The organism is Saccharopolyspora antimicrobica, from assembly GCF_003635025.1.
Lineage (GTDB): Bacteria > Actinomycetota > Actinomycetes > Mycobacteriales > Pseudonocardiaceae > Saccharopolyspora > Saccharopolyspora antimicrobica.
Window position 1 is genome coordinate 4,016,866 of sequence record NZ_RBXX01000002.1, and the last position, 13,436, is coordinate 4,030,301.

The 13,436-nt window shown below is 66.7% G+C and carries 12 protein-coding genes; 5 read left to right on the plus strand and 7 right to left on the minus strand.

Annotated elements, in window-relative coordinates:
• The first annotated feature begins 8 nt into the window (after positions 1-8).
• Positions 9-1,727, plus strand: coding sequence for a recombinase family protein (locus ATL45_RS19600; protein ID WP_170210282.1), 1,719 nt, complete (start codon positions 9-11; stop codon positions 1,725-1,727).
• Between the two features lie 336 nt (positions 1,728-2,063).
• Here ATL45_RS19600 and ATL45_RS19610 read toward each other — a convergent pair whose 3' ends face one another.
• The 3 genes from ATL45_RS19610 to ATL45_RS19615 all read right to left on the minus strand — a co-directional run bounded on the left by ATL45_RS19610 (position 2,064) and on the right by ATL45_RS19615 (position 3,526).
• On the minus strand, positions 2,064-2,291 hold the full coding sequence (locus ATL45_RS19610; protein WP_093160020.1) for a DUF3311 domain-containing protein: 228 nt from the start codon (positions 2,289-2,291) through the stop codon (positions 2,064-2,066).
• Positions 2,292-2,369: 78 nt separating this feature from the next.
• Entirely contained in the window at positions 2,370-2,789 is a 420-nt protein-coding gene (locus ATL45_RS38430; protein ID WP_143121785.1) for a hypothetical protein, read from the minus strand.
• Between the two features lie 80 nt (positions 2,790-2,869).
• Positions 2,870-3,526, minus strand: a complete 657-nt coding sequence (locus ATL45_RS19615; RefSeq protein ID WP_143121784.1) for a hypothetical protein — start codon at positions 3,524-3,526, stop codon at positions 2,870-2,872.
• A 423-nt stretch (positions 3,527-3,949) separates the two neighbouring features.
• Here ATL45_RS19615 and ATL45_RS19620 point away from each other — a divergent pair, with 423 nt between their 5' ends.
• The gene (locus ATL45_RS19620; RefSeq protein WP_246025437.1) at positions 3,950-5,056 is read left to right on the plus strand and encodes a S1C family serine protease; all 1,107 of its coding nucleotides are present in this window, start codon (positions 3,950-3,952) and stop codon (positions 5,054-5,056) included.
• A gap of 61 nt (positions 5,057-5,117) precedes the next feature.
• On the opposite strand, the gene ATL45_RS19625 is transcribed toward ATL45_RS19620, so the two are convergent.
• From ATL45_RS19625 to ATL45_RS19640, 4 genes are all read right to left on the minus strand, one after another.
• Positions 5,118-5,723 (minus strand): GTP-binding protein, encoded by a 606-nt coding sequence (locus tag ATL45_RS19625; protein ID WP_093160012.1) that lies wholly within the window; start codon positions 5,721-5,723, stop codon positions 5,118-5,120.
• Positions 5,724-5,792: 69 nt separating this feature from the next.
• Positions 5,793-6,374: a DUF742 domain-containing protein gene (locus tag ATL45_RS19630; protein WP_093160010.1), complete on the minus strand. Its 582-nt coding sequence runs from the start codon at positions 6,372-6,374 to the stop codon at positions 5,793-5,795.
• A gap of 7 nt (positions 6,375-6,381) precedes the next feature.
• Positions 6,382-6,822 (minus strand): roadblock/LC7 domain-containing protein, encoded by a 441-nt coding sequence (locus ATL45_RS19635; RefSeq protein ID WP_093160007.1) that lies wholly within the window; start codon positions 6,820-6,822, stop codon positions 6,382-6,384.
• Positions 6,823-6,856: 34 nt separating this feature from the next.
• On the minus strand, positions 6,857-9,766 hold the full coding sequence (locus ATL45_RS19640; RefSeq protein WP_093160005.1) for a nitrate- and nitrite sensing domain-containing protein: 2,910 nt from the start codon (positions 9,764-9,766) through the stop codon (positions 6,857-6,859).
• Between the two features lie 797 nt (positions 9,767-10,563).
• Between ATL45_RS19640 and ATL45_RS19645 the strand changes: the two genes are divergently transcribed.
• From ATL45_RS19645 to ATL45_RS19655, 3 genes are all read left to right on the plus strand, one after another.
• Positions 10,564-10,974 carry a DUF485 domain-containing protein gene (locus ATL45_RS19645; protein WP_093160002.1) on the plus strand — a complete coding sequence of 137 codons (411 nt, stop codon included), beginning with the start codon at positions 10,564-10,566 and terminating at the stop codon, positions 10,972-10,974.
• Entirely contained in the window at positions 10,971-12,539 is a 1,569-nt protein-coding gene (locus tag ATL45_RS19650; protein WP_093159999.1) for a monocarboxylic acid transporter, read from the plus strand. Before ATL45_RS19645 ends, ATL45_RS19650 begins: the two co-directional genes overlap by 4 nt.
• A 179-nt stretch (positions 12,540-12,718) precedes the next feature.
• A complete protein-coding gene (locus ATL45_RS19655; protein ID WP_246025438.1) occupies positions 12,719-13,342 on the plus strand; it encodes a TetR/AcrR family transcriptional regulator in 624 nt (207 codons plus the stop codon).
• The last annotated feature ends 94 nt before the right edge of the window (positions 13,343-13,436 follow it).

The window sequence follows — 13,436 nt, forward strand, 5'->3', positions numbered from 1 at the left end:
ACGCACCTATGGCCACGACCGCGCGCATAGCAAGCCTGCGCGCCGTGCCGAAAGCCCCATCGCGGGTAGTGATCTACCTACGGCAATCCTCCTACCGAGAAGAGTCGATCAGCCTCGAACTCCAGGAGAACTCAGCGCGCGAGTACTGCGCGCGCAAGGGATACCGGATCGTCGACGTCATCGCCGACCCCGGAGTCTCCGGCCGCGCCTGGCACCGCAGGAAAGGCGTCCAGCGGGCTCTAGGCGCGATCCACGACAAGCAAGCCGACGTGATCGTGCTGTGGCGGTGGTCCCGCCTCGCTCGCCACCGACTGCACTTCGCCGTCGCCAACGACACCGTCGAAAAGCTCGGCGGACGCATCGAATCCTCCGCGGAACCGATCGACCTCGACACGGCCGCCGGCCGATTCCAGCGCGGGATGCTCGGCGAGTTCGCCGCGTTCCAGTCGGACATGATCGGCGAGCAGTGGAAGGACGCCCACGAACGCCGACGCCGTCTCGGGCTGCCATCGAACGGCCGCTCGCGGTACGGCTACGTCTGGCTACGGCCCCTCCCTGCACTGGCGAGCCAGGGGGTCGTGTTCAGCGCGCCGGTGGATGGCGGCTATCTCTGGCTTCCGGAGGGGGACACCCGGGAGCGCTACGAGATCGACCCAGAGCAGGGCGAAGTGGTCGAGTGGATGTACGAGGAATACATCGCCGGAACCGGCAGGCCCGGCCTGATGCGCGAGCTAAACAGGCTCGACATCACCAACAACCAGGGCAAGCCCTGGACCCAACACGGCATCGCCACGGTGCTCGACAGCGGTTTCGCGGCCGGCCTCCTGGTCAACACCGCCGCCCGGTACGACGGCGAACGGCAGATCTACGCCCCGTTCAGCGAGTACACCTGGGAGCAGGGTGCGCACGAGCCGATCATCGACCCGCAGCTGTTCGAGCGGTACCGCGAGATCAGGCTCGGCCGCGCGAAGACACCACCCCGGCGGATCAACCCCACCAACCCGTGGGCCGGCCTTGTTGGCTGCGGCGACTGCTCGCTGAATATGCGGCGGAAGAAGAACAGTCGCGGCGCCGGATTCGGTTGGCTCTGCCAGTCCAAGGAGGTCACGGGGAAGGCCGAGCGGCGCCCGACCTACGTTCAGGAGAACCGCCTCGAACAGTTCGTGAAGGACTGGCTGGGTCAGCTCGCCGAGGACATCGGCGCCGCCGCGGAATCCGCGCGAGCAGCGCAGCGAACCGCGCTCAAAGCCAGGATGTCTGCGGACACGCTCCGGGCAGAGCTCGACGGGATCGAAAAGCAGCTCGGCGTGCTGCGGCGGCAGCTGGTCGCCGAGCGCATGAGCGAAGACGAGTACGACCAGACCCGCGCTGAGCTGATCGCCGAGCGAGACAGCATCGCCGCGAAGCTCGCCAGGGCCGAGCAGACGAAAGCCACGGAGCCGGTCGCACAGCCCACCGAGATCGCGCGCGGCCTGTTGGAAGAGTGGAACTCGTTGCCACTGTCGAAGAAACGCGAGATGCTCGGGAAGCTGATCAAGCGGGTTGTCGTGACGCCGAACGTTCTGCCGCGCCAACCCGCACACCTGCATATCGTCCCGACGTGGGACGAAGACGCTGGGGTCGATTGCTCCCCTTACCGTGGAGCTGGATGTACGGCAGCAGGAAGACGGTGGTCAGGATCGCCACAGCTGCGCCGAACCACGGTGAATCGAAGCGGAAGGAAGTGATGTCGGTGATGTTGTGCAGGTTGTTTCGGTGGGCGTAGTGCCACAGGATCGGGCCGATGATGTAGCCGACGGCGAAGCCGATCGCCAGGTAGGCGGGCAAGTAGAACACCGGCATGCCGTAGTCGTAGGACCAACCCGCCGCACCGAGGTAGCTGAAGCTCGTGTAGGTCTCACCGGCCATGAGCACGAAGATCAGCACCACGCCAAGGCTCCGGCCACCGACCGACCATTCGGCCAGATTCGCCCGATCCCGCCCGCGCAGCGAGAGGAGGCCCAGAACGATCGTGCCGATCATGAACACGCCGAACATGCCGATGGAGACCGCAGCGTTCGAGCTCATTCGGAATCACCCCGTTCGCGCTCCCGGTCAGACCGCCACAGCGGGTCCTTACGGGCTGCGAGCCAGATGCAGGCAGGGGTGAGCAAGGTTGCCACCAGCATCCAGAACATGAAGAAAGGCAGGCCGAGAACGACCGGATCGACCCGGTTGTACAGCGGAAGGGCCACCAGGTAGAGCAGGACCGGCCCGGTGAGCCACCACAGCGATTTGCGTTTCTTCAGCACTAGTCCCTCCGAGGGCCGCACCCAACACGACGAGAAAGCTTCGACGGGTGACAGGAAGGTTCCCTTGCGCGCACCGCATCACGCCAGGGTGTTGGACGTCGGGTTCGTCACGAAGTCTGCAACTCCGCTGATCAGCGTGGATGTGAGCGTCGTAAGACTGTCTGCCTTCGCAGGTTTCCTGAACCGGGCTCTCTGGTGGGCACCCGGTGCTGTCGTCAGCGGAACGTCGTGCAGGACGACGAAGACCGCCGAGGCCCCGGGGTTTAGCTGTCTCTGGAAACCAGCTTTGACGGATGCACGTGCCGAGGGGCCCTCCGGGTGGTTGTTCTGCGGTGCGTCGGCATTGTCGAAGTCGGTCAGACATGTTTCGGGCATGCGGCGGCAGAGGTCACCGACGTTGACCACGCTCGTGACCTGAACAGCTAGGGCGGACTGCGGGCGACCGTTCAGCGTCCGCCCAGCTGTGACCGGCATTGGCTGTTGTCCGGTGGTGTCCACGGCACCTCCAGCGACTGCTGTCGATGCATGGCATCGTGCCTGCTGCTACCGCCGGGCACCAGGCATTGGCGCCCGCGTCCTCAAGCAGCAGTGCGTTGGGCCGTGTTGGCTGGTCGTGCCGAGCCGGCTGCGAGCCCGCGCAGCGGTGTCGTGCCGCCTTGGAAGGAGCGCAGGATCGCGCGTGGCACTGCTGTGCCTCGTCGGCTGCCGAGATCCAGTTCAGTGATCAGGTCGTTGAGCTTGCAGCGTGCCTCCTTGTGGATCGCGTCGTGGAGCAGTCGCTGGGTGAACGCCCAGGTGCGGAACGTCCGGGCACCGTCCATCACTGCCCGGACTGGCGGTGCTGTCGGAACCCCGTTCACGTAGGTGGGTTCTGGAAGTCTGATGGTGCGTTCGAATCGCGTGCCGGTGTAGCTCTGGATCTTCCGGCCGTGCGGGATCAGCACATGCACTTCCACGTCGTCGGATGACGTTGTGATCCCATGCAGGTGGGCAGCCACGAGGCCGGTGATCACGGCACCTGGACCGGCGCGAAGTAGCGCGGCTTGGATGCGATCGTGAACTGTCGGTGGCCCAGGCGCGACCAGCACCACACCAGGTGCAAGGCGTGTCCAAGGGCCATCAGCGCGGGCACGTCGGTACGTAGTCGACTGGGAGATCCCGAGCTTCTCGATTTCCACGACGCGGTACACCCGTCGCTGGAAGCGCGATTCGTTTGCGTTGATCGTTTTCTGCATGCCCTGCAATATCCGGCCTCCGCGGCTCATGCCTCGGGAGGTTTCTCGGTTCCGGTCCCGTGTCGGGCACCTGAATCCTCGATCGGTGGGATATGCGGCGAGCATGGGAACTTTCCTCTCAGCCGCCTGACAGCAAGGTTCCCATGCTCGTCGCCACTGCACGCGTGGTCTCGGTTTGGGTGGTAATCAACAGCTTGAGCCAAGGTGGCTCTCAGGTTCGCGGGGCACGCTCGGTGCATGACGACGAGCAGAGGCCCCGGCGAAGTGCCGGAACACGGTGGTGCTGAGCGTGACTTCGCTCCGGGAGGTGGGCCCGCGGGCGGACATGAGGCCGCCGCTGCGACTCACCCGATTCCCGGAGTTCCTGGGCAGCGGCATACGGCTGAACGTCGGCGGTGGGGAGCTCTGGTCGCGGTCGCACTCGTGGCCGGTGCCATCGGAGGCGGCGTCGGCTTGGCCGGTGGGATGCTGCTCGCGGACCCGGGTAGCTCGTCGGCCGTGTTGTCCCAGCACGATCCTGTGACCGGAACTCAGGTAAATGCGGAGAGCGGCACGGTGCAGTTCGCGGCGAGCAAGACTTCTGCGAGCACAGTGGACATCGCCGTTCGCTCGGGTCGGAGCGGCGCTGAGGGAACCGGCGTCATTCTGACCCCTGACGGATACGTGCTGACCAACAACCACGTGGTCAGCGGGGGCGGCCAGATCGCTGTCACACTGCCCGACGGGACGGTCAAGAGCGCGCAGGTCGTCGGTACGTCACCGTCGTACGACCTCGCTGTGATCAAACTTGATGGAGCTAGCGGCCTCACCCCTGCTGAGCTCGGCAAGTCTTCCTCGCTGACCGTCGGGCAGCAGGTGGTCGCCATCGGGTCTCCGCTCGGGTTGGAGGGGACCGTCACCTCCGGCATCGTCAGCGCCATGAACCGCACGGTGGAAGCCAAGGGCGACAACGGCCAGCCCGTCATCTACAACGGAATCCAGACCGATGCGTCGATCAACTCGGGCAACTCGGGCGGGCCGCTGGTCAACCTGGACGGCCAGGTGATCGGGATCAACTCGGCGATCCTCTCCAGCGGGCAGAACTCGGGCAACATCGGCTTGGGATTCGCGATCCCGATCGACACCGCCAGTCGGGTGGCCAACGAGCTCATCAACGGCGGTGTGGCGACAAAACCCCAACTGGGAGTCACCGGGACCGACAGCGGTACCGGTGCAGCGTCCGTCAGCTCGGTCGTACCCGGATCGGCAGCGGAGCAAGCCGGTATCAAGGCCGGTGAAACGGTCACCAAGGTCAACGGGCGAAACGTCAGCAGCTTCGCCGATCTCGTCGCGCAGATCAGCGCGAACGCACCTGGGGCGAAAGTCACCCTCACCGTGACCGATGGTCAGGGCAACAACCCGCGCGATGTCGAGGTCACCTTGGGCAGTCAGCAGGACAAGGCTCCGCAGACCACTGGTCAAACCGACTCCGGCTACGAACAGCAGGACCCCTACGGCTCGCCTTACGGCTCGGTTCCCGGTGGGCGCTGAGCGTGCGCGAGCATGGGAACCTTCCTCGCGGTGACAGGAAGGTTCCCATGCTTTCAGCCGTTCAAGCGGTGCGTCGGAGCCACCACTTCATGGCGTACTCGACGAGGGTGATGAGCGCCTGCTGGGTGGAGCCGCGGTTGCGGGCATCGCATGTCACGATCGGCACGTCGGCCGGGATCGCGATCGCTTCGCGGACTTCTTCGACGCGGTGGCGCAGCATGCCGTCGAAGCAGTTCAGGCCGACGATGTAGGGCAGCTGGCGGTCTTCGAAGAAGTCGATGGCCGAGAAGCAGTCCGCCAGTCGCCGGGTGTCCACGAGCACCACGGCGCCGATCGCGCCGCGCACCAGGTCGTCCCACATGAACCAGAACCGCTGTTGGCCGGGTGTTCCGAACAGGTAGAGGATCAGATCGGTGTCCAAGGACAGCCGGCCGAAGTCCATCGCCACCGTGGTGGTGTTCTTGTTCGGAGTGGCGTGCAGGTCGTCGATGCCGCTGCTCGCCTCGGTCATCACTGCTTCGGTCGTCAGGGGCACGATTTCCGACACCGACCCGACGAACGTCGTCTTGCCGACGCCGAAGCCGCCTGCGACGACGATCTTCGCGGAGGTCGCGGTTGTGGGCCTGGTGGTGGTGTGCCCAGGTCGAGATCGCGTTTCGGGGGTCATTTCTGCCAACCTCAGTTGTCGTGTCGAGCTGGTGTCCTGCGCTGCGCCACGAGGCCCGCGCCGGAGGAGTCAGAGCCGGCGGAGACCGCTCAGAACCCTCTCCATCAACATGAAGTGCGATGTGGTGCCGGATTCGCTGACCGTTTGGTGCACCGTGACCAGCCCCAGATCGGCCATGTCGCCGACCAGGACCTTCGCCACGCCCAGCGGAACACCGAGCAGCGCTCCGACCTCGGCTACCGATCGGGGGTGGCGGCAGATCTCGGCGATCGAGTGGTGCTCGATCCGCTGCAACCGGCTCGGGTGGCAGAACTCGCTGGTCGAGACGAGCGTTTCCAGTTCCAGGCGGTAGTTGGAACGTGTCCGCCCACCGGTCCAGGCGTACGGCCGGATGTAGGTGGCCGAGGTTTCCTCCTGCGCTGGTTCAGCTGGTCGTGGTGCTTCGTCGGTCTCCTGGGGCCACGGCGGTTCCGGCACGGGGGGTTGTGCCGGGGTTTGCTGCTCCACCTGTTCTGGCGCGCGTTTGCGCCGGCGGCCGCGTCGTCCGCTGTCGAGGGTGAACCGGTTGAAGACCTCGGCGAAGGCGTCCGCCTGGGGTGACTCGTGGTCATCCCAATGGTGTCGCCCGGATGATTCCGGACCTGTGCTCATGCCGTCCTCACACTGACTGGCCGGTCATCACCCGACTCGATCCTTGCAGCTGGGAGCGCAGTTCAGGGGTCAGGATCTGTCCGACTCGTTCGACCAGCAACGCCATTTCGTAGGCGATGAGGCCCATGTCGCAGTGGGGCGCGGCGAGCACCGTGAGGCATGAGCCGTCGCTGATCGCCATCTGCAGCATGAGGCCGCGTTCCATCTCGACCACGGTTTCGCTCACCGTGCCGGCTTCGAAGCACCTCGCCGCTCCTTGAGTGAGGCTGAGCAGCCCGGATGCGACCGCGGCGAGCTGATCGGCGCGGTCGGTCGGAAGTTTCGCCGACGCTGTCAGCAGCAGCCCGTCCGCCGAGACCACCACGGCGTGCGCCACACCGGGGACTCGCTCGGTGAAGTCGGTGACCAGCCATCCGAACTGGCTCGGTTGGGAGTTGTTCGCGTTCATTGGTGTTTCCTGTCCTCCTCACTGACGCGGGTTGTCACAGCCGTTCGTCGGCCGAACGCTGCGGGTCGCGGAGGCTGTGCTTTCCCTCGCGGACCCCGCGTTGGAAGCTGGCCAGCCGGCCGCGCATCATGTCCGCGTCGCGGCGGGGCTGGGCCACCTCGGTGACTGTTCCCGGTAGCAGTTGGGTTTTGGGGATCCGTCGGGGGAGCCCGGCGGAGGTGTGATCTGGAACCTCCTGATCGCGCGTGGGGGCAGGGGGTTCGGCATCGCTTTCCACTGCGGCCGACTGCTCGATGGCCGGGGCGGAGTTCTCCGGTTCCGCTCGCTGGCGGTGCCGACCGCGTCGGAGCCCGGCTTGGAAGCTGGTCAGCCGACCGCGTGCGACGTCCGGGTTCCGCTGCGGGCGAGGCTGTTCCGCCCCGGGCGCTTCAGCGCTGCCGGCGACCAGGTTCGCCAGCGGAATGCGCTGCGGCAGCCCAGCGGAGGTGTGGTTGGTCGGCTCCGCCGCCGCGACCTCCTGCGCCCGCTGCCGCGCCTCGTCGCTGGCGAAAGCCCAGACCCGCCCGTTGCTGCCGTTGTGCGTCGGCTGCGAGGAAGGGAACTTTCCTGTCGCACCGGATGACAGGAAGGTTCCCTTGCTCGCATCCCCGGGCGGGGGCCAGTGGGGGGTGGTGTGGTCGGTGGGGGGAGCCGCCTGGAACCAGGCCGAAGCGAGGTTGTCGAAGATCGGGGTAGGCGCACCGTTGGTGGCGCCGTCGGACGGGGACTCCTCCTGGGCGTTGGCCACGTCGCGCTGCTCTGGCACCGACTCTGCGTCGCGCGGTGGGCGGAGCAGGTGGTAGCCGTTGCGGATGGGGCTCGCCGCATCTTGTTCCGCCGCTTCCCAGTCGAATTCCTCGACGAGGGCGTCGCTGGTGCGCTCGTGGTGGGGGGCGGCTCCGTTCGTCCTCGGCTGCGGCAGGTTCACCGCGTCCGCGAGCAGTTCCGGGCCGATGGCCACCGACGCGCGCAGGCCCCTTCCCTCGGCACCCGGGTGCAGTTCCACGTGGATGCCGTGGCGGGCCGCGAGGCGGCCGACCACGAACAGGCCCATGCGCCGGGACGTGGACAGCGTCAGTTCGCCGTCGGAGGCCAGCCGGACGTTGGTCTCGGCGCGGTCGGTTTCGCTCATGCCGATGCCCTGGTCGACGATGTCGACGACCAGGGCTCCGTCGCCGCGCCGGTGTCCGGAGACCGTCACCTGGGTGTGGGGGGCGGAGAAGTTGGCCGCGTTGTCCATGAGCTCGGCGAGTAGTCGCACCAGGTCGCTGGCCGCGTAACCGACGATCTTCACGTCGGGCAGCGGCTGGACGATCACGCGCGGGTAGTGCTCGATCTCGGAGATCGCGGCGCGGACCAGGTCGGCCGGGCTGGTCGGTTGGGTGAAGCGCCGGGCCAGGTCGGTGCCGGAGAGCACCATCAGGTTCTCGTTGTTGCGGCGCATCCGGGTGGCCAGGTGGTCCAGCTGGAAGAGGGTGGCCAGCTGGTCGGGGTCTTCCTCGTCTCGTTCGAGCTGCTCGAACAGGCGCAGCTGCCGCTCCAGCAGGCTTTGGCTGCGGCGCGAGACGTTGACGAAGGAATCGCTGTAGCTGCGGCGCAGTTCGGCCTGCTCGGTGGCGAGGTTGACCGCCTGGGTGTGCACGTCGTCGAAGGCGCGCGCCAGGTCGCCGACCTCGTCGGCGGTGTTCACCGGCACTTGCTCGACGGGGGAGCGCGGGGCGTGCCCGGCGCGGATGTCGGCCACCGCGCTCGGCAGCTGGTGGTTGGCGGTGTCCAGTGCGCTGCGTCGCAGCAGGTCCAGGGAGCCGAGCAGGTGCCGGGCGACAGCCACCACGATGGCGCCTGCGATCAGCAGCGCGGACAGCAGGATCACGGACTCGAAGCCGGCCAGGTTGCTGGCCCTGTCCTGCAGGTTGAACGCGGTCTCGTGCAGCTGCTGGTCCAGCTGGCCGCCCAGGGCGCCGAGCGCGGCCAGGGCGTTCAGCGACTGCTCGTGCCAGATCGCGGGTGAGACCAGGGCGGAGGAGAGCTGGGCGCGGGAGTTGTTGCGCTCGGCCATCGCCAGCTGCACCGAGGTTTCCCGGGCCGGGAACCGGGGGTCGGCGTAGAGCTGGTCGTAGGAGATGCGGTTCGGCAGGGAGGCCGCGGCGCGGAATTCCTTGGCCGCAGCGCTGCGGCGGGATTCGCTGGCGTCCAGCTGCGTCAGGTTGTCCTCGGTGAACTTGCCGCGGGTCAGCCCGGTGAGCAGCAGCGCCTGCTGGAGCTGGACCTCCTCCCTGATCTTGGCGAGTTCGTGCGCGCTGGTCGCGGGCGAGACCAGCTGCGCGGACGAGATCTGGCTGAGCAGGGTGCGGTCGAGGGCGAGCAGGTCGCCGATGACCTCGGTGTAGGCCTGGATCGCGTCGTCGGGGTCGAGCTTGCCGCTGAGCACGCGGTTGCGCGTCGGGGCGAGTTCGGCGATCTGCCGGTTCGTCTCCTGCCGGGCGAATCGCACCGCATCGTTGTCGGGCGCGGCACGCAGGGCTCCGCGGGCGGCTTCGAGCGTGCGGTCGGTGGCCGCGATGCGGTCCCTGACCTGCGGTTCGGAAGTTTGCCCGCGGACCAGGAAGTCGGTGGATTCAGTGCGTTCCCACTGCAGATCCTGCACCGCGGTGCGCACCGCGGTGCCTGCGGTGACGATCCGGTCCATGGCGCTGTACTCGTCGGCTTGGGAGATCTGGCCGCGGATCTGCAGCACTCCCAGCACCAGTGCGAAGATCACCGGGACGAGCACGACGGCCCCGATCTTGACCGGGAGCTTCCAGTCGCGCCACCCGGTGATCCGTGCGGCGACCTTCGTGGTGGCGCGCGGCCACGTGGACGCCCGTGACACGTGCGTGGGCGTGTCCTCGAGTCCGCTGCTCACGACGCAGTCCTTTCCCGCGCCTGCCGGATGCTTCGTCAACCGACTGCGCGTTCGTGTGGTGGGCAGGCTGCGCCGTTCGGTTGGGGCGTGCGGCGGTTTCTCGATGGCTGGCGGCGCTGCCTGCGTTCGGGGTTTTCGCGGGTGGCCGGGTGCGGTCTTCGACGTCGGCGGCCGGGCAGCCTGCGATGGTTTCGGGGTTCGCAGCTGGTTTCGGGTGTTGTTGTGCGCCGGTTCGTCGGTGGCAGAACACTACCGCATTCGGACGATCTTCCGTTTTGCGCGAATTTGATGGCCTGACCAGCGGATATGCCCGGACCAAGATCGTTTTTCCAGGCGTGGCGCGGCTTGTGAACACTGATCGTGTCCACTTCTGTGGTGCGCTCAAGTGCTTTAGTCACCCAATAGGGAGATGTTGCAGGTCGCGCGGCCCGTGACGCTGCTCGGAGCCGCCTGGTTTTGGCTTTATGCTCGAGAAACCGCCTCTGTACTGCTGAAATACCGCACGGCAAGCGGCTTTTCATGCGAGGGCTACTTCAGGAAGAGGCTGTGGATCTTCAGAAGATCCGAAATTTTGACCACATTCCGTGATCGAAGAGTTCATCAATGTGTGTGCTGTGTCGTTGTGAGGCTCGGTGGTCGTCGATTCGCTGGCTAGACTTCCGGCCCGGTTGGCATTGCGGGCAGTGCGGTCGTCGGTCCGGATTTCGCGAATTCGCGGAACCGGTCGGCGAACGTGGGGGGACTTCGACAAGTCGGTGGAAATCCGTGCCTACGCGAAGATCTGCTTGGAAGGACGAATGCCCAACGCAACCCACCTGCCGCAGGTGCCCCCCGCCGCTCCGGCGGCGACCTTCGGTCAGATCGACAAGTCCGCCGCCCGGCCTGCCGGGCCCCCGCCCCCCGACTACGCCGAGATCGCGCAGCGCCCCGAGTTCCACGAGCTGCGATCCCGGCTGCGCCGCTTCGTCTTCCCGATGAGCGCGGCCTTCCTGATCTGGTACCTCGGCTACGTCGTGCTGGCGGCCTACCTGCCGGAGTTCATGAGCATCCGGTTGATCGGCGAGATCAACATCGGGCTGGTGATGGGCGTCGGCCAGTTCGCCACCACGATCCTGATCATCGTCCTCTACCTGCGCTACGCCGCGCGGCACGTCGACCCGCGGGTGCGCGCGCTGTACCTGGACGTGACCGGGGAGGACCCGCGATGATCGGCGCCAACCCGGTGCTCAACATGAGCATCTTCGGCGTGTTCGTGCTGATCACGCTGTACGTGGTGTACCGCGTGAGCAGCAGCGGCACCGCCTCCGACTACTTCGCCGCCGGTGGCCGGTTCACCGGTGCGCAGAACGGCATCGCGCTGTCCGGCGACTACCTGTCCGCAGCGTCGTTCCTGGGCATCGCCGGCGCCATCGCCATCTACGGCTACGACGGATTCCTGTACTCCATCGGCTTTCTGGTGGGCTGGTTGGTGAACCTGCTGCTGGTCGCCGAGCTCCTGCGCAACACCGGCCGGTTCACCATGGGAGACGTGCTCAGCTTCCGGATGAAGCAGCGTCCGGTGCGCGCCGCGGCCGCGGTGTCCACGCTGATGATCTCGTTCGTCTACATGATCGCGCAGATGGCCGGGGCGGGCAGCCTCGTCGCGCTGCTGCTGGACGTGCACAGCGCAGGCGGGCAGGCGCTGGTGATCGCCTCCGTCGGGCTGGTCATGGTGGTGTACGTGCTGGTCGGGGGGATGAAGGGCACCACGTGGGTGCAGATCATCAAGGCAGGCATGCTGATCCTCTGCGCCGCGATGCTGACCCTGTTCCTGATGGGCAAGTTCGGGTTCAGCATGACCTCGCTGATGCAGCACGCCGCCGAGCGGAACCCGCTGGGCGACCGGATCTTCGCTCCGGGCGCGAAGTACGGCGAGAACGAACTGACCAAACTGGACTTCGTCTCGCTGTCGTTGGCCCTGGTGCTGGGCACCGCAGGACTGCCGCACGTGCTGATGCGCTTCTACACGGTGCCGAACTCGCTGCAAGCGCGGCGTTCGGTGGTGTGGGCGACCGTGACCATGGCCGGCTTCTACCTGTGCACGCTGGTGATCGGGTTCGGTGCGGGGGCGGTCAACGGCACCGAGGCGATCCTCGCGGCGCCAGGCGGGGAGAACTCCGCCGCGCCGTTGCTGGCCTTCCGAGTCGGCGGGACGGTGTTGCTGGGGATCGTCGCGGCGGTCGCGTTCGCCACCATCCTCGCCGTGGTCGCGGGGCTGACGCTGACGGCGTCCGCTTCGTTCGCGCACGACGTGTACGCCAACGTGCTGAAGCGCGGTGCCGCTGACCCGGATTCGGAGGTGCGCGTGGCGCGATGGACCGCGCTGGTGATCGGTGCGGCGTCGATCCTCGGCGGCATCCTGGTCAACGGCCAGAACATCGCGTTCCTGGTGGGCCTGGCGTTCGCCTTCGCGGCCTCGGCGAACCTGTCCACGCTGCTGTTCTCGTTGTTCTGGAAGCGGTTCAACACCCGCGGCACGCTGTGGGGGATCTACGGCGGTCTGAGCTCCTGCCTGGTGCTGGTGGTCTTCTCGCCGGTGCTGTCGGGCACGCCCAACTCGATCCTGCCGGATGTGGACTTCGCGTGGTTCCCGCTGAGCAACCCGGGCATCGTGTCGATCCCGATCTCGTTCCTGTGCGGCGTCATCGGCACGCTGCTCGGCGGACCGCAGAGCGACCCGCGGCGCACCGCGGAGATGGAGGTCCGGTCCCTCACCGGCATCGGATCGTCCTGACCTGCGGTTTCGTGGGTGGTTGACAGGAAAGTTCCCATGCTCGCAACCGCCCCCGCCGCGCTGTGGCGGTGCGGGTAGGGCTGAGCGCAGGGCCCGGAGGCGTCGTGCTTCCGGGCCCTTTCGCTGTCCCGCGAAAAATGTGTGGACCGGGTGGTCCACAGATGGCTAGAGTGTGTGGTGTGGAAAAGCGGAGCATGCCTGCGGAGCGGTGGCGCGAACTGGCAGCGACTGCGGCTTCGGAGTTCGCCGATGCCGGTTATGAGCGCGCCTCGCTGAACCGGGTGATCCGTTCCTGCGGTATGAGCAAGAGTTCCTTCTACCACTACTTCGATTCCAAGCAGCAGCTGTTCGAGGCGGTCGTCGCGCACGTCGCGGCGACGGTGGCAGCTGATCTGGAGGTGCCTGAGCCGACGGACTTCCGGTCCCATTTCTGGGGGCTGGCCGAGCGCTTCCTGCGGCGCCTGGTGATCGCCGCCGAGCGTGATCGGCTGTTCGTGGACTTCGGCCGGATTTGCTACTTGCCGGACGTACCATCTGGTCAGGGTGGTGTTTCCGGGGCAACGGCGGCGATCGATGACTGGTTGCGGCGAACCCTCGCGGTCGGCCGGTCCGCTGGTGCGGTGCGATGCGACATCCCGCCCGGGCTCCAGGCGCACACCGCCATCGCGATCCTCCGCGCGTTCGACGAGTGGACCCTGCAGAACCGGTCGGATTTGGATCCGGGGGAACTGCCACGACTCGTGCAGGCCCAATTCGAGGCGATGAAACGACTCCTGGAGCCCGTTCAGCAGACGTCCGCGTAAAAACTGAAATCGCACTGATCGGGCTTGAGAGATGCTCGATCGATTCGTGCTACCCGAAAAGAGGCGTGCTGTGCCGTCGATATCAGCTGGACCG

What these genes read in the sequence shown, in the direction of transcription:
- ATL45_RS19600 (WP_170210282.1), top strand. Translation starts at nt 9, where the DNA reads ATGGCCACGACCGCGCGCATAGCAAGCCTGCGCGCCGTGCCGAAAGCC.
- ATL45_RS19615 (WP_143121784.1), bottom strand. Translation starts at nt 3,526, where the DNA reads ATGCAGAAAACGATCAACGCAAACGAATCGCGCTTCCAGCGACGGGTG.
- ATL45_RS19625 (WP_093160012.1), bottom strand. Translation starts at nt 5,723, where the DNA reads ATGACCCCCGAAACGCGATCTCGACCTGGGCACACCACCACCAGGCCC.
- ATL45_RS19645 (WP_093160002.1), top strand. Translation starts at nt 10,564, where the DNA reads ATGCCCAACGCAACCCACCTGCCGCAGGTGCCCCCCGCCGCTCCGGCG.
- ATL45_RS19650 (WP_093159999.1), top strand. Translation starts at nt 10,971, where the DNA reads ATGATCGGCGCCAACCCGGTGCTCAACATGAGCATCTTCGGCGTGTTC.
- ATL45_RS19630 (WP_093160010.1), bottom strand. Translation starts at nt 6,374, where the DNA reads ATGAGCACAGGTCCGGAATCATCCGGGCGACACCATTGGGATGACCAC.
- ATL45_RS19635 (WP_093160007.1), bottom strand. Translation starts at nt 6,822, where the DNA reads ATGAACGCGAACAACTCCCAACCGAGCCAGTTCGGATGGCTGGTCACC.